14 protein-coding genes and 1 riboswitch are annotated in these 17,685 nt (G+C 50.9%); of the genes, 1 reads left to right on the forward strand and 13 read right to left on the reverse strand.

Annotation, left to right across the window (positions count from 1 at the left end):
* Positions 1 to 163: 163 nt before the first annotated feature.
* From HMPREF2700_RS02280 to gcvT, 13 genes are all read right to left on the reverse strand, one after another.
* A complete protein-coding gene (locus tag HMPREF2700_RS02280; RefSeq protein ID WP_004519554.1) occupies positions 164 to 1,522 on the reverse strand; it encodes a deoxyguanosinetriphosphate triphosphohydrolase in 1,359 nt (452 codons plus the stop codon).
* A 56-nt stretch (positions 1,523 to 1,578) separates the two neighbouring features.
* On the reverse strand, positions 1,579 to 2,838 hold the full coding sequence (gene rho, locus HMPREF2700_RS02285) for a transcription termination factor Rho (protein ID WP_003680905.1): 1,260 nt from the start codon (positions 2,836 to 2,838) through the stop codon (positions 1,579 to 1,581).
* Between the two features lie 244 nt (positions 2,839 to 3,082).
* A complete protein-coding gene (locus HMPREF2700_RS02290; protein WP_070589697.1) occupies positions 3,083 to 3,985 on the reverse strand; it encodes a DMT family transporter in 903 nt (300 codons plus the stop codon).
* A 57-nt stretch (positions 3,986 to 4,042) separates the two neighbouring features.
* Positions 4,043 to 4,798 carry a BPSS1780 family membrane protein gene (locus HMPREF2700_RS02295; protein WP_070589699.1) on the reverse strand — a complete coding sequence of 252 codons (756 nt, stop codon included), beginning with the start codon at positions 4,796 to 4,798 and terminating at the stop codon, positions 4,043 to 4,045.
* A 74-nt stretch (positions 4,799 to 4,872) separates the two neighbouring features.
* A complete protein-coding gene (locus HMPREF2700_RS02300) occupies positions 4,873 to 6,888 on the reverse strand; it encodes a glutamine--tRNA ligase (protein WP_070589701.1) in 2,016 nt (671 codons plus the stop codon).
* A gap of 105 nt (positions 6,889 to 6,993) precedes the next feature.
* Positions 6,994 to 7,773: a DeoR/GlpR family DNA-binding transcription regulator gene (locus HMPREF2700_RS02305; protein WP_004519551.1), complete on the reverse strand. Its 780-nt coding sequence runs from the start codon at positions 7,771 to 7,773 to the stop codon at positions 6,994 to 6,996.
* 72 nt (positions 7,774 to 7,845) lie between these two features.
* Positions 7,846 to 8,559 (reverse strand): GntR family transcriptional regulator, encoded by a 714-nt coding sequence (locus tag HMPREF2700_RS02310; protein ID WP_070589703.1) that lies wholly within the window; start codon positions 8,557 to 8,559, stop codon positions 7,846 to 7,848.
* A 262-nt stretch (positions 8,560 to 8,821) separates the two neighbouring features.
* Positions 8,822 to 9,241: an OsmC family protein gene (locus tag HMPREF2700_RS02315; RefSeq protein ID WP_070589705.1), complete on the reverse strand. Its 420-nt coding sequence runs from the start codon at positions 9,239 to 9,241 to the stop codon at positions 8,822 to 8,824.
* Positions 9,242 to 9,352: 111 nt separating this feature from the next.
* Positions 9,353 to 10,162 (reverse strand): bifunctional hydroxymethylpyrimidine kinase/phosphomethylpyrimidine kinase, encoded by an 810-nt coding sequence (gene thiD / locus HMPREF2700_RS02320; protein ID WP_070589708.1) that lies wholly within the window; start codon positions 10,160 to 10,162, stop codon positions 9,353 to 9,355.
* A 224-nt stretch (positions 10,163 to 10,386) separates the two neighbouring features.
* Positions 10,387 to 13,239: an aminomethyl-transferring glycine dehydrogenase gene (gcvP, locus tag HMPREF2700_RS02325; RefSeq protein ID WP_070589711.1), complete on the reverse strand. Its 2,853-nt coding sequence runs from the start codon at positions 13,237 to 13,239 to the stop codon at positions 10,387 to 10,389.
* A 55-nt stretch (positions 13,240 to 13,294) separates the two neighbouring features.
* On the reverse strand, positions 13,295 to 13,846 hold the full coding sequence (locus HMPREF2700_RS02330) for a DNA-3-methyladenine glycosylase I (RefSeq protein ID WP_070589713.1): 552 nt from the start codon (positions 13,844 to 13,846) through the stop codon (positions 13,295 to 13,297).
* A 107-nt stretch (positions 13,847 to 13,953) separates the two neighbouring features.
* Entirely contained in the window at positions 13,954 to 14,352 is a 399-nt protein-coding gene (gene gcvH / locus HMPREF2700_RS02335) for a glycine cleavage system protein GcvH (protein WP_036492952.1), read from the reverse strand.
* Positions 14,353 to 14,498: 146 nt separating this feature from the next.
* Positions 14,499 to 15,599: a glycine cleavage system aminomethyltransferase GcvT gene (gene gcvT, locus HMPREF2700_RS02340; RefSeq protein ID WP_070589715.1), complete on the reverse strand. Its 1,101-nt coding sequence runs from the start codon at positions 15,597 to 15,599 to the stop codon at positions 14,499 to 14,501.
* Positions 15,600 to 15,809: 210 nt separating this feature from the next.
* Positions 15,810 to 15,907: riboswitch (glycine riboswitch) on the reverse strand.
* 205 nt (positions 15,908 to 16,112) lie between these two features.
* Here gcvT and ubiB point away from each other — a divergent pair.
* Entirely contained in the window at positions 16,113 to 17,624 is a 1,512-nt protein-coding gene (ubiB, locus tag HMPREF2700_RS02345) for a ubiquinone biosynthesis regulatory protein kinase UbiB (RefSeq protein WP_070589717.1), read from the forward strand.
* Positions 17,625 to 17,685 lie beyond the last annotated feature (61 nt).

Below are 17,685 nucleotides of genomic sequence, written 5' to 3' on the forward strand. Positions count from 1 at the left end.
CAGATACTCTATCCAACTGAGCTACGGGTGCATCCTCATCACTTCGCTAGTGCGTTGTGAATCAAGAAGACCGAATGATATAGGCTTTGCTGAAACCTGTCTACTCTTTTCGCAGATATTTTTTATATTTTTAATTAACTAATTGAAATTAAAAAATATAAAATTAACGTAAAATCCCTACTCCTGATAAATCCTGCGCCATTTTGGCGGCGGAGTTATCGGTCATGCCGCCGACAAAATCCAAAATTTTCATATAAGCCTGATACAGACTGTCTTCAGGAAGAATCGGATTGTGCTTTTTCAATAATTCCAACGCCAAAGACTGACGCGTTGCCAACTGTTTTTCAGCAATCAGGGCATAAGCGGCAGGGACGAGTAAATCCAAGATAGATCCTAAACATGGGAACGTGGCGATCTCGGTTAACAATTTGGTATGATGGCGGAAAATCCGTGTTTGCGCCAACTCTTTTGCTTTTGCCAAAGTATTTTGCACTTGCGGGCTACACAGAGCAAGCAAGTCTTTGCCTTTGAATGTTCCGTCCAGTAAATCGGACTGATGCAGCATAAAGGTTTGCGCGACATCATCAATCGCCTTGCCGATCGCAATGCCGCGCAACATAGCGCAACGCTGACGGCTGGAGCTGGCGTGCCATGCGCTTTCAGCAAAGGTCAGCTCGGACAAGATACTCTCCACTTCCGTATCCGTGAGCAAATCCAATTCGACGGCATCTTCCAAGTCCAGCAAGGCATAGCAAATATCGTCGGCAGCCTCCATCAAATAAGACAAAGGATGGCGCGCCCAGCTGTCTATTCCTGCGGAAACCAGTCCCAATTCGTCGGCAACTTGACGGATAAATGGCAACTCTGTTTGATAAATATTGAATTTCTTTCTGCCGTTCGGATGTTGCGTTGTCCACGGATACTTCAGCAATGCGCCAATGGCTGCCGCAGTCAGGCGCATTCCGCCCGCCTCCGGATACATTTCAAGGCTGGCGACGATACGCAGGCTATGCGCATTGCCTTCATAGGTTTGAATATCGTTGCGTTCCGCTTCGTTTAATGTGTTCAGATAAATTTGATGTTCAGGCCGTCTGAACCAATCACGCAAAGCATCCTCGCCGGTATGGCCAAACGGCGGATTGCCCAAATCATGCGCCAAACAGGCAACCTGCACCACGGCGCCAATATCGCTGGGCGTATTGCCCTGCGGCAGAAAACCGCCGTTGTGCAACATCACACCCACGCGGTTGCCCAAGCTCCTGCCCACGCTGGCAACTTCAACGCTGTGCGTCAGGCGGTTGTGCGTCAAGTCATGTTGCGCCAGCGGATGCACCTGCGTTTTACGGCCAAGGCGGCGGAAGGCTCCGGAGAAAACAACCCGGTCGTAGTCGATGTGAAAATCCGTACGCAAGGCATCGGCACCTTCCTGAGTCGAAGGGGTAACGGTCGGCACGATTTCGCCGTTTTTAGTGCGGAAACGTTGGGTGGATAATAAGTTTTGCCAATTCATTCGGATGGTCATAAAGGTTCCTCAAGCAAAGTAAAGGCCGTCTGAAACAAATTCAGACGGCCTTATGCTTATTTACCGCGCATCAATTCAAAGAAATCGTCATTGTTTTTAGAGTCTTTGAGTTTACCCACCAAAAACTCGGTCGCTTCGATTTCGTCCATAGGATGCAGGAATTTGCGCAAGAGCCACATACGTTGCAACTGATCGTTCGGCACCAGCAATTCTTCGCGGCGCGTACCGGATTTGTTGATGCTGATGGCGGGGAACAAGCGTTTTTCTGCCATACGGCGGTCAAGGTGCAATTCCATATTGCCCGTGCCTTTGAACTCTTCGTAAATCACGTCGTCCATACGGCTGCCGGTTTCAACAAGTGCCGTCGCAATAATGGTAAGCGAACCGCCCTCTTCCACATTGCGCGCTGCGCCGAAAAAGCGTTTCGGACGGTGCAAAGCGTTGGCATCGACACCACCGGTCAGAATTTTGCCCGAAGTCGGCACGACGGTATTGTAAGCACGCGCCAAACGGGTAATCGAATCCAGCAGAATCACCACGTCTTTTTTGTGTTCAACCATGCGTTTGGCTTTTTCAATCACCATCTCGGCCACTTGTACATGGCGTTGCGCAGGCTCGTCAAACGTAGAGGAAACCACTTCGCCGCGTACAGAACGGCTCATTTCGGTCACTTCTTCCGGACGCTCGTCAATCAACAGGACAATCAGCTCGACATCGGGATAATTGGCGGTAATGGCGTGGGCAATGTTTTGCAACATCACGGTTTTACCGGTTTTAGGCGGCGCAACCAACAATGCACGTTGGCCTTTACCGATTGGGGAAACCAAGTCGATAGCGCGGCCGGTCAGATTCTCTTCGGCTTTGATGTCGCGCTCGAGTTTGAATTGTTCGGTTGGGAATAAAGGCGTGAGGTTTTCAAAGAGAATTTTGTGTTTGCAGACTTCGGGCTGATCGCCGTTGATGGTATCGAGGCGGACAAGCGCGAAATAGCGCTCGTTGTCTTTAGGTACGCGCACGCTGCCTTCGATGGTGTCGCCGGTGTGCAGATTGAAGCGGCGGATTTGCGTGGGCGAAACATAAATATCGTCAGGGCCGGCAAGGTAAGAAGTATCTGCGCTGCGCAGGAAACCGAAGCCGTCGGGCAGAATTTCGAGCGTACCGGAACAGGTGAAGCTGACATTCTGCTTCATCATCTGGCGGACGATGGCAAAAACGAGGTCTTGTTTGCGGAAACGGTTGGCGTTTTCAATGCCATGTTCTTCTGCCATTTCCAAGAGTTTGGAAATGTGGAGGGTTTGGAGTTCTGAAACGTGCATAGTATTGATATATTTTGAATGGTATCAGAGAGATGGCACAAAGGCCGTCTGAAAGTATGAAATCGTGCCGCAGGATACGGTAGATTTTTGAGAAAGTTGAATTTTAGGCAGTTGGAGGCAGGGTGTCAAATTTTTAAATCGAACACTAAAGCCGTGACTTGGTCTTAGCCTTCAATAAGATTACGACTGGAAGTAACGTGGCAACCGCAATCTTATCATCAAAAATCCGAGTATTTGCCCAACTTCAGACGGCCTTTTGCCCGTACCGCATCAACGTCATGCCGCCGACCGCGGCCGCACAACCTGCAACCAGCGAAATATGCAGCGGTTCGCCCAAAAACCACGCCGAAGACAGTACACCGAAAATCGGCACGAGCGTAATATACGCCGCTGCGCTGCCTGCACCCAAAGTCTTCACGCCTTCGAAATACCACGCATAGGCCAATACCGTCGCACCGATAACCAGCCACGCCAAGGCCGTCCAGCCTCGCCCATCCATTGCCGCTATCGCCTCAAACGGCATTCCGTCCGTCCACAACGCCACCGCCGATAACATCAACGCACCAATGAACGAAGTTGCCGTCGTTACCGTCAGCGCATCTATCCCGCGCAAAACCGCGCGCCCGATTAAAGTATAAGCCGCCCAACAAACCACGCAACCAAAAATCAGCCACTCTCCTGCATTGATACCGCCCGATAAAACTGTCAACGGCTGCCCTTGCGTTACCACCATAATGGCACCACCGACCGCCAGCAGCATACCTGCCAAAATCTTCGCATTTAAACGCTCGCCGAAAAACCAAGTCGCCAACAGCAGCGTCAATACCGGATTCACTGCCACGACCACCGCCGCCTTGCCTGCCGGCATAGTCTGCAAACCCAGCATAAAAAACACCGCATAGCCGCACACGCCGACAGAAGCGGCCGCAGTCAAGCCCAGCCATTGCCGCGCCGACAAAGCCGCCAAAGTCGCAAACCTGCTGCGTGCAAACAACCAGCCCAACAACAAAACCGAAGCCAGCACAAACCGAACCGCCCCGCCCGTCAGCGGCGGCAGCGACTGTCCCAGCATCCGCCCCATCGGCCAGGACGCACCCCACAACACCGCCATTCCCAGCAGTTTCAAATGTACAGAATAACGTTCCATCTCATCCCTTTTATCGACAAAGGCCGTCTGAAAATGTTTCAGACGGCCTTTATTCACTTAGGATTTTACAATACGACCATTAGGGTAAATACTGCGGTAAGCAATATAAGGAGCCAGCAGTAAAACTGCGCTGACAGGTAGGAATAGTAAAAGTATGATCATGATAATCCACTGGCCTAACATGCTGCCTAATACGCCCCACATAAAAGAATAGAGAGCCACACCTACAACATAAACTAATATTGCAGGAATATTACACATAGTCGCTTTAACATTAGCTTTAATAGCCTCCCATGGCTTCAGACCATCTAAAACAATCAAAGCGGGGGTTAATAAAAATATAGACAAAAGGACAATTACAATCAATACAACACCTATCATCATTGCCCAATGACCTGCAAAATATAACGGAATGATAAGCAAACTAACAGCTATACTGAACAGCACCTGAAGTAACAATAAAATGAAAAAACTCATTTTTTTATCTAAAAAAACAATAAAAAAATCTTTCACATCAAATGCTTTTCCATTATTGATATTGTTAGCAACATACATAGCTCCGCCTACTAAGCATGAACCCACCCAGCTGAATACAATACCTTTTAAACTAGAAAGCGCATTAATTCCTAATAAGTCAATAATAGAAACCACAAAGCCTACGATCATATAAGCCAATAATACGCCTATCCATTTCCACGAATGAAGTTTGAAAATACCGAAAGCGTCGGTAATCCACTTGATGCCTGCAGAAGCAGGAAGGCGTTTGGGTTCGTGATATCGAACTTCCTGTGAAGTGGGTATTTGGTTTTCCATAAAATTCCTATTATAAAATCAAAAATTTAAACACAATAAAGGCAGCCAGTGCATACTGACTGCCTTCTTACCAATTATTTTGCCTGCCAAGAATCTTTCAGTGTCACAGTGCGGTTAAACACCGGTGTGTCTTTGCTGTGGTCTTTGCGGTCGGTGACGAAATAGCCGATGCGTTCAAACTGCCAACGGCTCTCCACCGGCAAATCTTTTGCGACAGGCTCGGCGTAGGCAGTGATTTCCTTAATGGATTCAGGGTTGAGGAAATCGGTAAACGGCAGGTAGTTGCCGTCTTCGCCGCGCACGGCATCGGGACGCTCGACGGTAAAGAGGCGGTCGTAGAGGCGGACTTTGATTTCGGCTGCGTGTTCGGCAGACACCCAGTGAATCACGCCTTTGACTTTGCGGCCTTCGGGATTTTTGCCCAAGGTATCGTGGTCGATGCTGCATTTGAGTTCAACCACATTGCCTGCTTCGTCTTTTACTACTTCGTCGCACTTGATGACATAGCCGTGGCGCAAGCGCACTTCGCCGCCGGGAATCAGGCGTTTGAAGCCTTTAGGCGGATTTTCTGCAAAGTCATCGGCTTCGATATAGATGGTTTGTGAAACAGGTACTTCGCGATCGCCCATTTCTTCGTGGTTCGGATGGAACGCGGCACGGCGGCTTTGGGTTTTGCCGGCTTCAAAGTTGGTCAGGGTAACTTTGAGCGGGTTCAAGACCGCCATCAGGCGCGGGGCGGAGTTTTCCAGCTCTTCGCGAATCGCACCTTCCAATACGCTCATATCGACGATGTTTTCAGATTTGGAAATACCGGCGCGTTTGGCAAACAGGCGCAGGCCTTCGGGCGTGTAGCCGCGGCGGCGCATACCGGAAATGGTCGGCATACGCGGGTCGTCCCAGCCGGCAACGTGGCCGTCTAAAACCAGTTGGTTCAGCTTGCGTTTGGACGTGATGGAATACAAAAGCTCCAAACGGGAAAACTCGTATTGGCGCGGACGCGGATCAATTACATCAACTATCTCCTTTAATATTTGAATACTAAAATCTACAACAGGAACACTACTCAACTGATAAGGGGCAGTAATCGCTTCCAATTCTTCTTTCCAAGAATGAAGTAAATTTTCACGACTAAGATCCTTAATCGACTTTATAACGCCTTCCTCTAACTTCCATATTTCATCCACTCTTTTATTAGATTTATCAAACTCTTGTTCACTCGGTTTAACAAAAGGATGGGCATTATAAGAATAAGACATTTCGTTATCTTGATTCGTTAATTTTTTTATTTTATATAAATCGTTAATAATTATATCAATCCTATTAAGTAGATTTGCATTTTTAGAAATATTATTTAACACCCAGTCGTAAAGCGGGCGGTGGGCTTCAAATTCGAGCGTACACAAGGAATGCGTGATGCCTTCGATAGCATCGGAAATGCAATGCGTGTAGTCGTACATCGGGTAGATGCACCATTTGTCGCCGGTGTTGTGGTGATGGGCGCGGCGGATGCGATAGATGACGGGGTCGCGCATATTGATGTTGCCCGATGCCATGTCGATTTTCAGACGCAAGGTTTTGCTGCCGTCGGGAAACTCGCCGTTTTTCATGCGTGTGAACAGGTCGAGGTTTTCTTCTTCGGTGCGGTCGCGGTAAGGGCTGTTCTTGCCCGCTTCAGTCAGCGTGCCGCGGTATTCGCGCATTTCTTCGGGTGTCAAATCATCGACATACGCTTTGCCGTCTTTGATTAAACCGACGGCGTAGTCGTAAAGCTGGTCGAAATAATTGGAAGCGAAACGCGGCTCGCCCGCCCAATGGAAACCGAGCCACTCGACGTCTTCTTTGATGGCGTTGACGTATTCGTCGTTTTCCTTTTCGGGGTTGGTATCGTCGAAACGCAGGTTGCACAATCCGTCGTAAATATACGCCAAACCGAAGTTCAAGCAGATGGATTTGGCGTGGCCGATGTGCAAATAGCCGTTCGGCTCGGGCGGGAAACGGGTTTGGATGGCTGTATGTTTACCGCTTTTGAGGTCTTCTTCAATGATGGTGCGGATAAAATGGTTGTCCGCGAATTGGTCTTTATTCAACATAATATTTCTTTGATAGGAAAATGATTTTCTGTTTTCAGACGGCCTGAGCATTCAATCAGGCCGTCTGAAAGGAATGGAATGATGGCTCAATTGTACCCGACTTGGCTACTTTGATACAGGGTCGGCAACCTGCCACGCTACGCCGCGCTCGTTTAGGGTTTTCTGCATGGCGGCGGATGGTGTGCGGTCGGTAAACAGCTTATCGAATGCACCGATATCGCCCAGCCTGACCAAGGCATTGCTGTTGAACTTGCTGTGATCAACGCCAAGATAGCGCACGCGGGCATTGTTCACCATCGCCTGCATGACGCTGACTTCCTTGTAATCGTCATCCAAAAGCGAGCCGTCGTTTTCTATGCCGTGGGTACTCATGATGGCATAGTCGACTTTGAATTGGTTGATAAAATCGACGGTCGCCACGCCGGTAATACCGCCATCCAAGGGACGGACCACGCCGGAAGCGATGATGACCGTGTAATCGGTACGCGCCGCAGTGATGGAGGCGGCGTAGATGTTGTTGGTGATAATCCGCAGGTTTTTACGCTGTCTGACCAACTCGGCGGCGACGGCTTCCATGGTGGTACCGATGCTGATAAACAGCGAGGCATTGTCGGGAATGGTGGAAGCAATCAAACGGGCAATGGCGTTTTTTTCCTGCTGCTGATGGTTGCGCCGCTCCTGCCCTGCCGTTACGACTGAAACGTCGCCCAAAGATGCGCCGCCGTGATAGCGTTTGAGTTGTCCGGTCTCGCTTAACTCCTGCACATCGCGACGTATGGTTTGCGGCGTCACATCCAAATTCGCCGCCAACTCTTCCACCGTCATAAAGTTATGTTCGCGGACGAGGGTGAGGATATGTTCGTGTCTTTGGATTTTGGGTTTCATGGCGTTTCGTTTTATAGGGATAAACCAATGGCCGTCTGAATATTTCAGACGGCCTTGTTATTGTCAAACCGATTACATCTCGAGTTTCTGTTCCAAGCGTTCCATGCACGCGCCCAAGTGGCGGCGCATGACTTTGGTCACACGGTTGCGCTTGCCTGCCAGCAGCAAATCGAGGATTTCTCGGTGTTCATGGTGCGAATTGGAATCGATGTTGCGCTTTTCTTTGCGAAGCGGATCGGAAACGGCCACAATCAATGAAGAGCGCGCGCACAAAGTATTCATGATTTCAAACAAGACATTATTATCCAGCAGCCGCGCCAATTCGACATGGAAGGCATTGGACAGGCGGTTCCAACCCACGCGGTCGCCGCTTTCGGAAGCTGCGCCCTCTTGCTCAATCATGGCGTAAAGCGGTTGCAGACGCGTTTCCAAATCAGGCATATCGATGAGGACGCTCAAAATCATGCTTTCCATTTCGATACGCGTGTTGAATACGTCTTTCATTTCTTTCAAATCCGGCACATGGACAAATGCGCCGCGGTTGGGCTGCAAATCGACGATTTTATCGTGCGCCAAAAGCGACAATGCGCCACGCACGGTATTGCGGGAGCAAACCATTTGTCGGCAAAGCTCGGACTCGGTCAGTTTTTTGCCCGGCAACAGCAGATGATCGGTAATGCCGTCCAAAATCAATGCGTACACGCGGAAGAGTTCGGAATCGTGACGCTCTTCCAAAATAAGCGATGAAGTTGCAGGCGCAACGTTGGTATTATTTTCATAATCCATAATGTTTCCCCAGTATCCGTATCAAGGCGCAAGCGTTTACAAACCAGCATCTTTCGGGGTTGTTTAAAATATAATTAAAAATTGTTGACAATGTTAAACGAAACTTGCACAATGAGATCAACAAGCCAAGTTATAAAGGCTGATAGAGAGAGAAGAAAAAGGAATAAAAAGCAAGCAGATATATTCATGTTAATGCGTGAATATATCTGCTTTTTTTGTGGGTAGTCGGTTCACGCTCCGGCACGCCCACCCTGGAACCGTCCTATTCTGTTTCGACGATCTCGAAGCTATGGCTCATTTTTGCCGCTTTGCCCAGCATAATCGATGCGGAGCAATATTTTTCGGCAGACATCTGTACGGCGCGTTCAATCGCGCTTTCTTGCAAATCCCGACCATACACTTTGAAATGGATATGGATTTCGGTAAACACGCGCGGCGCGGTGTCGGCGCGTTCGGCAGTCACTTCGGCACGGCAGTCGGTGATTTTTTGGCGTTGCTTCTCGGCAATCATCACGACATCGATGCTGGAACAGCCCGCTACACCCAACAACAGCATTTCCATCGGGCTGGGGCCGCGTTTGGCTTCGCCTTCAGCCGCCGCGCCTTCCATCACAACGCTGTGTCCGTTTGCCGTTGTACCAACGAAGCACATTCCGTCTATCCATTTTGAAGTAACTTGCATGGTGTCTTTTTTATCCGTAAAAGCATTAATCCGATATTGTAAACAATTTCAAATGATAAACCTAGTCAGGCCGTCTGAAAAATACAATCAATTACAATCGGACTAAACGCATTATTCGTCCCGATACGCCCAGTGGTTGACCGGCCCGTGCCCTGCCCCGATGCCCAAAGGATGGGAAATGGCGACGGCAATATAGTTTTTTGCCGTTTGAACCGCCTCAGGCACGCTAAACCCTTTTGCCAACTCAGCAGTGATGCAGGCAGAAAACGTGCAGCCCGTGCCATGCGTATGCGGCGTTGGGAAACGTTTGCTGTTCAGCTCGATGGTTTCGTATGGCGTAAACAGCCAGTCGGTGCAATATTCGCTTTGGCTGTCGGCAAGATGGCCGCCTTTAATCACCACATTTTTCACGCCCCAATCCTGAAGAATTTTGGCGGCGCGTTCCGCATCTTGGCGGTTTTCAATATTGATACCCGTCAAAGCCTGCGCTTCGGGCAGATTGGGGGTCAATACGTCCGTATGCGGCAGCAGCAGGCGTTTCATGGCTTCGACGGCTGAATTTTCCAACAACGGCGCGCCGCCTTTGGCAATCATGACCGGATCCAATACGCGTTTACCGAAGTCGCATTCGGCAGTTTGTTCTGCCACGCATTCGATGATTTCCGCCGTACCCAGCATACCGATTTTATAGGCGCGGATTTGGAAATCCTCCTGAATCGCGGCAATTTGCGCGGCAATCATGTCGGTCGGTATCGGATGCACTGCCGATACACCCAAAGTATTTTGTGCGGTAACAGCGGTCAGTACGCTGGTACCGAACACGCCGCGCATCTGAAATGTCTTCAAATCCGCCTGTATGCCCGCGCCGCCGCCGGAATCGGAGCCGGCAATCGTCAGCGTTTGAATAAAAAGTTCGTCCATCGTATTCTCCTGTTTTTCAGACGGCCTTTTGCTTATCGTTATGGAAAGCCGTTTGGTTTTATTCGTAAGCAAAGGCATCCGCTGTCTATCTTTCCGAATGCCTTATCCGTTGTTTTACCAAAAACAAATGTATGTTCTCGGGCGAAATATCTTAACAAACAAAAGGCCGTCTGAAAACTATTTTCATTTTCAGACGACCTGTTCAATTTTAAACCTATTCAGGCTTAATCTTCGTATGCGTCAATCGGCAAGCAGGAGCAAACCAGATTGCGGTCACCATACACTTCATCTACCCGTTTCACGCTCGGCCAGAATTTGTGTTCGCGGACAAACGGCAATGGGAAGACGGCTTCTTCGCGGGAGTACGGATGCGCCCATTCGCCGGTTACATCAGACGCGGTATGCGGAGCGTTGACCAGCGGGTTGTCTTCTTTCGGCCATTCGCCGCGCTCGACTTTCAGCACTTCCTGTTTGATTTGTTTCAAGGCGGCGATGAAGCGGTCGAGCTCGGCTTTGCTTTCGCTCTCGGTCGGCTCGATCATCAGCGTGCCGGCAACAGGGAAGGAAACCGTTGGTGCGTGGAAGCCGTAGTCCATCAGGCGTTTGGCAATGTCGGTTTCAGTGATGCCGCTTTCGGCTTTGAGCGGACGCAAATCGACGATACATTCGTGCGCGACGCGGCCGTTTTTGCCTGTATACAGGATCGGATAATCTTCGCTCAGACGTTTGGCGACATAGTTGGCGTTGAGCAATGCCCAGCGTGTCGCCTGCTCCATGCCTTGTTTGCCCATCATGGTCAGGTACATCCAAGTAATCGGCAGGATGGACGCAGAACCATATGCTGCGGCAGCCACGGCAGTTTGATCGGCACTGGCATTGTGCATATCGGTCACCACATGGCCTGGTGCGAACGGAGCTAAATGGGCTTTCAAGCCAATCGGACCTATGCCCGGGCCGCCGCCGCCGTGAGGGATACAGAAGGTTTTGTGCAGGTTCATGTGCAACACGTCCGCACCGACTTCGGCAGGCTGCATGATGCCGATTTGGGCGTTGAGGTTGGCGCCGTCCATATAAACCTGTCCGCCGTTTTCGTGAATAGTGCGGCAGATGTCGCGGATGCCTTCTTCGTACACGCCGTGGGTGGACGGATAGGTAATCATGATGGCGGACAAGGCGTCGCGGTGTTGCTCGGCTTTGGCTTTCAAATCGTCAATGTTGACGTTGCCGTGTTCGTCGGTGTCGACAACGACGACTTTCAAACCGAGCATGGCCGCAGTCGCAGGGTTGGTACCGTGGGCTGATTTTGGAATCAGACAGATGTTGCGGTGTCCCTCGCCGTTGGCTTCTTGGTAACGGCGGATGGAGAGCATGCCGCTGTATTCGCCCTGCGCACCAGAGTTGGGCTGGAAGGAAATCGCGTCAAAGCCAGTGATGGCTTTCAGGCTGTTTTCCATATCGGCAAGCAATTCGCGGTAGCCGGCGGTTTGCGCTTCGGGAGCGTAAGGATGGATGTCGGTGAACTCAGCCCAAGTAATCGGCAACATTTCCGCAGTCGCGTTGAGTTTCATGGTGCAGCTGCCCAATGAAATCATGCTGCGGTTCATCGCCAAGTCGCGATCTTCGAGTTTTTTCAGGTAGCGCAACATTTCGTGTTCGGTGTGGTAACTGTTGAACACAGGATGTTGCAGAATGTCGTCCTGACGCAGCAATTCGGCATTCAGACGGCCTTTGACATCATCGGCAAATGTGAACGTATCTTTGCCGGTAAACGCGCGGTACAAATCGACCAAATCTTCGTATGCCGACGTTTCATGGAATGCAGCCGCAACTTGAGTATCGTTAACGCGGCGCAGGTTATAGCCCGATTCCAAAGCAGCAGCAAACACTTGGTCTGCTTTCTCTTTGCTGCCGAAATCGACGGTAACGGTATCGAAGAAGACTTTGTGAACCACATTCAGGCCGTCTGAAACCAGCGCATCGGCAAAGGCAGAAGCCAGCGCATGAATGCGGTTGGCAATGCGTTTCACGCCTTCAGGGCCGTGGTAAACGGCGTACATACCGGCCAAGTTCGCCAGCAATGCTTGTGCGGTACAAATATTGGATGTCGCTTTTTCGCGGCGGATGTGTTGCTCGCGGGTGGACAAAGCCATGCGCAAGGCAGGTTTGCCCGATGCGTCTTTGGATACGCCGATGATGCGGCCCGGAGCGGAACGTTTGAACTCGTCTTTAAACGCGAAATAAGCAGCGTGCGGACCACCGAAGCCCATCGGCACACCGAAGCGTTGGGTGTTACCCAAAGCAATATCCGCGCCCAATTCAGCCGGAGACTTCAGCAAAACCAAGCTCATGATATCGGCGGCAACGGCAACAATCGTGCCTTTGGCTTTCAGACGGCCAATAACGTCCTGCAAGTCTTGCACATCGCCGTCTTTGCCGACGTATTGGAACAGCGCGCCGAAGTATTCGCCCTCGTCCGCTTGGGCAAAATCGCCGACCACCAGTTCAAAGCCGAAATATTTGGCGCGGGTTTTCATCACGTCCAAAGTTTGCGGATACACGCGCGCATCCACAAAGAAACGCTCGGATTTCACTTTGCCCACGCGGTGCGCCATCGCCATCGCTTCAGCGGCGGCAGTTGCCTCGTCCAACAAAGACGCGCCTGCCACAGGGAAACCGGTCAAATCGATACACACTTGTTGGAAGTTCAACAAAGCTTCCAAACGACCCTGGGCAATTTCTGCCTGATACGGGGTGTAGGCAGTGTACCAGCCCGGATTTTCCAATACGTTGCGCAAAATCACGTTCGGCACGCGGGTTGGGTAATAACCCAAACCGATATAGGACTTGTTGATCACGTTTTTCGACGCAATGCCTTTCAGTTTCGCCAACGCGTCCGCCTCGGTCAAAGCCTCTGGCAAATCGAGTTCGGATGGCATACGGATGCTTTGCGGCACGGTATTGCCGACAAAATCATCCATGCTCTTCTCGCCGAGCGCTTCCAAAAGCGCAGCCTCGTCGCCAAAGCTCAAATGGCGCGCGGCAAATTCGTTCGGGTTGAACAATTCAGATAGTTTCATTTCTACTCCTTCGGTGTTATCGATATCAACACTGTTTTTTCTTGCAGATGTTGTTTCAGACGGCCTCCGCCCACTTTGGACGACATGCCAATATTTCCCTATAAACCGGACAGGTTGCCACATGCGCGCCGGGCAGGTAGCCGGTACTCATCAGAAATTCGCCAACGATTTCGCCGCCGACAAATTTAAAATGTTTTTTAAACAGCTTCACCCATTCAGCCTTGTCTAGCGGATGATTAGCATCCAGCCAGTTTTTGAATGAGCCGTACTCTTGCCGTATTTGCTTGATTTGTCGCGCGTTATAAATGGCTGCGTTGATTTTCAGGCGGTTGCGGACGATACCTGCATCGGCAAGCAGGCGTTCGATGTCGGCTTCGTCAAATGCAGCGACTGTATCAATGTCGAAACCTTTAAATGCCGTCTGAAATGCCTGCTGCTTCTTCAGCATCAACGTCCAGCTCAATCCTGCCTGATTGATTTCCAATACCAGCCGCTCAAACAATTCATTGTCATCCTCAATCGGAAAACCGTATTGCGTGTCGTGATAATGTTTGTTGGGGTTGTCCGTATCGTCAGGAAACGTGGCGACAAATTCGCAGTAATTCATGTTTGCTGAGGAAAAATTGAAACAAAGGCCGTCTGAAAGCATTTTTCAGACGACCTAAGACCTGCAATATCAAACAGATGAAAAACCTGTTTGAATGTTTGCAAAAATCAAGCTACTTCGCCTGCGTATTGTTCGGCAGTCAGCAGACCGTCGTAATCGGCAGGGTTGGCAGGTTTGATTTTGAAGAACCAGCCTGCGCCGTAAGGGTCGCTGTTGGCAGTTTCCGGAGCGCTTGGCAAATCTTCGTTGACGGCAACGACTTCGCCTGCAATCGGCGCATACACGTCAGATGCGGCTTTTACAGACTCAACCACACCGGCTTGCTCTTCGGCAGCCAGGTTTGCGCCGACTTCTGGCAGCTCGACAAATACGATGTCACCCAACAGCTCTTGCGCGTGATGGGTAATACCGACAGTGATGGTACCGTCTTCTTCAAGGCGCAGCCATTCGTGGCTGGCAACGTATTTCAGTTCTGCTGGGATGTTGCTCATGGTTTGATACTCCATTGATAGGGGTTATTTTCAGACGGCATCTGCATGAATCAATATCCACAGATGCCTTGTTCAATGCTTTCTACAAACGTCCGTATCGGACGACGATTAAAACCTGCTTTCAGACGGCCCTTAACCAATAAAGGCCGTCTGAACCGATATTAATCAAACTGTTTTTGACCGTTACGCACAAACGGAAGCTTCAGTACGCGCACGTCCACTTCCTTACCGCGCATCAGCACTTTGGCGGTATCGCCGTCAAAATCTTTCGGCACGCGGGCGATGGCGATGGATTGTTTCAGGCTTGGGGAGAATACGCCGCTGGTTGTTTCGCCTTTGCCTTTGTCGGTCAACACTTCCATATGCGCGCGCAGGATGCCGCCTTTTTCGAGCAACAGGCCAACCTGTTTGACGGCAACGCCTTTTTCTTTCAATGCCAGCAAGGCGGCTTTGCCGACGAAATCGCGGCTTTCGTCTTTCAAGTCAACGGTCCAACCCATGCCTGCTTCGAGCGGGCTGGTATTGTCGTCCATGTCGTTGCCGTAAAGGTTCATACCGGCTTCCATGCGCAGGGTGTCGCGCGCGCCGAGGCCGCAGGGCTGTACGCCTGCTGCTTGCAGGGCTTTGAAGAATGCGACAGCTTCGGTGCCGGGCAGGATGACTTCGACGCCGTCTTCGCCGGTGTAGCCGGTACGGGCGACAAACCAGTCGTTGCCCAAGTCTGCACCTTGGAATGGTTTGAGGCTGTGAATCACGTCCGCCCATTCAGGTTTGACGGTCAGGAGTTTTTCGATGGCTTTCGGGCCTTGTACGGCGAGCATGCCGAGGTCGTAGCGCGGATTGAAGGCAACGCCGAACTCTTGTCCGACTTTGTGGAATTGCGCCGTATCTTTTTCACGGGTCGCGCCGTTGGACACGATGCGGTATTGGGTTTCGGCTTCATTGGTGCGGTAAACGATTAAATCGTCAATCACGCCGCCGTTGTCGTTGAGCAAAGCGGAATAAAGGGCTTTGCCGACAAAAGCGAGTTTGGCGACATCGTTGGCAATCAATTTGCGGAAAAAGGCTTTGGCATTTGCGCCTGCTACGTCGGTAACGAGCATATGGGATACGTCAAACATACCGGCGTCGGTGCGCACGGCTTCGTGTTCGGCGATTTGTGAACCATAATGGATGGGCAGCTCCCAGCCGGCAAAATCTACCAGCTTCGCGCCTGCATCTTGATGGGCTTGATGAAATGGGGTGGTTTTCAGAGCAGTCATTCTCAAGTTTCTCCGGATTTTTTGTTCAGATGCCGCCCGCGCACCTATGCGCGGATGACCCTATCTGTCCTTGAACCTGAGATTTTCGGCCGTATCCGCATGATGGCAAACCAGTCTGCTCACTGCTTTGCGCGGTTGTCTGAATGGTGGTTCAGACGGCCTTCTCCCCTTCGGTGGACGTTATTCTAACGCCGCTCTCCAGATTGTTTGTTTCAATGTGCAGTCCCTGATACCTGAGCGATTTAAGGGTGTCTGCGCCTTCGGTGGTTACATTGTAGTTGGGTGTAACACTCTCCTGCACATTTCCCGATTATGTCTTGAATCGGCGGTTTGGGCAAGTAGCCGACGAATATTTATGATGCGAATATTCGTCTTTTTATTGAGGCGGTAAAACCTTAGCCTTTATAAAATTGTTAGCTATGCGGCAAATGTTTTTGCAAAAGTCTCAGGCCGTCTGAAGCCCTTACCCGTTTTTCCTATATAATTCTGTTTTTCGATTTATCTGCGTCCATCATGAACCGCCTCAAACGCATTAAAACCATCCTCTGCACGCTCTACCGCTACCGCCTTGCCGAGCTGATTGCCTCGCTGGTCCGTCCGGGTTGGGCGCGGACTTTCCTCAATATGCTGCCGCAGTCGTCCAAGTTCAAACACGAGACGCCTGCCGTGCGCCTGCGTTTGGCGTTGGAAAGCCTGGGGCCGATTTTCATCAAATTCGGACAGGTATTGTCCACGCGCCCCGATTTGATTCCGCACGATTACGCGGTCGAACTGGCAAGGCTGCAAGACAAAGTGCCGCCGTTTGACGCGCAGCTTTCGCGCTCGCAAATCGAAAAATCTTTGGGCCAATCCATCGACACTTTATACGCGGAATTTGAAACCGAGCCTGTCGCCAGTGCGTCTATCGCCCAAGTACACAAAGCCCGCCTGCATTCTGGCGAACAGGTCGCCGTGAAAGTCTTGCGCCCCAACCTTCTGCCTGTGATTGAACAGGATTTGTCGCTGATGCGCTTTGGTGCAGGCTGGGTGGAACGTTTGTTTTCAGACGGCAAGCGTTTGAAGCCGCGCGAAGTGGTGGCCGAATTTGACAAATACCTGCACGATGAATTGGACTTGATGCGCGAAGCCGCCAATGCCAGCCAACTCGGGCGCAATTTCCAAAACAGCGATATGCTGATTGTGCCAAAGGTGTTTTACGACTACTGCACCAGCGACGTACTGACCATTGAATGGATGGACGGCACGCCGGTATCCGATATTGCCAAACTCAAAGCCGACGGCATCGATTTGCACAAACTTGCCGATTACGGCGTGGAAATCTTCTTCACGCAAGTTTTCCGCGACGGCTTTTTCCATGCGGATATGCACCCCGGCAATATTCTGGTCGCCGCCGACAACCGCTACATCGCCCTCGATTTCGGCATCGTCGGCACGCTGACCGATTACGACAAGCGCTATCTCGCCATCAACTTCCTCGCCTTCTTCAACCGCGATTACCACCGCGTCGCCACCGCCCACATCGAATCGGGCTGGGTGCCTGCCGACACGCGTGCGGAAGAATTGGAAGCCGCGGTCCGCGCCGTGTGCGAGCCTGTGTTCAACAAACCGATTTCGCAGATTTCCTTCGGCTTGGTGCTGATGCGCCTGTTTGAGGTTAGCCGCCGCTTTAATGTCGAAATCCAACCGCAGCTGGTATTGCTGCAAAAAACGCTGCTCAACATCGAAGGCTTGGGCCGCCAACTCGATCCCGATTTGGACTTGTGGAAAACCGCCAAACCGTTTTTGGTGCGCTGGATGAACGAACAGGTCGGCCCCAAAGCCCTTTGGCGCAACCTCAAAAACGAAGCCCCCGACTGGGCGCAAATCATCCCTTCCCTGCCGCGCAAAATCAGCGCGCTGATTGATGAAAACCGCCAACAGGAAATGCGCGATGCCTATGTACACTTGGTCAAAGTACAGCAACGCCAAAGCCTGTGGCTGGGTGTGATTGCGGTTGTTTTGCTGCTGATTTTGCTGTTTAAGTAAACCGTAATACAGCTTTAAACGACATAATAAAGGCCGAGACCTTTGCAAAATTCCCCAAAAT

This window comes from Neisseria sp. HMSC068C04, assembly GCF_001810105.1.
Classification (GTDB): Bacteria; Pseudomonadota; Gammaproteobacteria; order Burkholderiales; family Neisseriaceae; genus Neisseria; species Neisseria flavescens_B.

Coding starts and splice junctions, on each gene's coding strand:
- gcvH (WP_036492952.1), bottom strand. CDS start 14,352: ATGGAGTATCAAACCATGAGCAACATCCCAGCAGAACTGAAATACGTT.
- HMPREF2700_RS02290 (WP_070589697.1), bottom strand. CDS start 3,985: ATGGAACGTTATTCTGTACATTTGAAACTGCTGGGAATGGCGGTGTTG.
- ubiB (WP_070589717.1), top strand. CDS start 16,113: ATGAACCGCCTCAAACGCATTAAAACCATCCTCTGCACGCTCTACCGC.
- HMPREF2700_RS02305 (WP_004519551.1), bottom strand. CDS start 7,773: ATGAAACCCAAAATCCAAAGACACGAACATATCCTCACCCTCGTCCGC.
- HMPREF2700_RS02300 (WP_070589701.1), bottom strand. CDS start 6,888: ATGTTGAATAAAGACCAATTCGCGGACAACCATTTTATCCGCACCATC.
- HMPREF2700_RS02315 (WP_070589705.1), bottom strand. CDS start 9,241: ATGCAAGTTACTTCAAAATGGATAGACGGAATGTGCTTCGTTGGTACA.
- thiD (WP_070589708.1), bottom strand. CDS start 10,162: ATGGACGAACTTTTTATTCAAACGCTGACGATTGCCGGCTCCGATTCC.
- HMPREF2700_RS02310 (WP_070589703.1), bottom strand. CDS start 8,559: ATGGATTATGAAAATAATACCAACGTTGCGCCTGCAACTTCATCGCTT.
- gcvP (WP_070589711.1), bottom strand. CDS start 13,239: ATGAAACTATCTGAATTGTTCAACCCGAACGAATTTGCCGCGCGCCAT.
- gcvT (WP_070589715.1), bottom strand. CDS start 15,599: ATGACTGCTCTGAAAACCACCCCATTTCATCAAGCCCATCAAGATGCA.
- HMPREF2700_RS02295 (WP_070589699.1), bottom strand. CDS start 4,798: ATGGAAAACCAAATACCCACTTCACAGGAAGTTCGATATCACGAACCC.
- rho (WP_003680905.1), bottom strand. CDS start 2,838: ATGCACGTTTCAGAACTCCAAACCCTCCACATTTCCAAACTCTTGGAA.
- HMPREF2700_RS02280 (WP_004519554.1), bottom strand. CDS start 1,522: ATGACCATCCGAATGAATTGGCAAAACTTATTATCCACCCAACGTTTC.
- HMPREF2700_RS02330 (WP_070589713.1), bottom strand. CDS start 13,846: ATGAATTACTGCGAATTTGTCGCCACGTTTCCTGACGATACGGACAAC.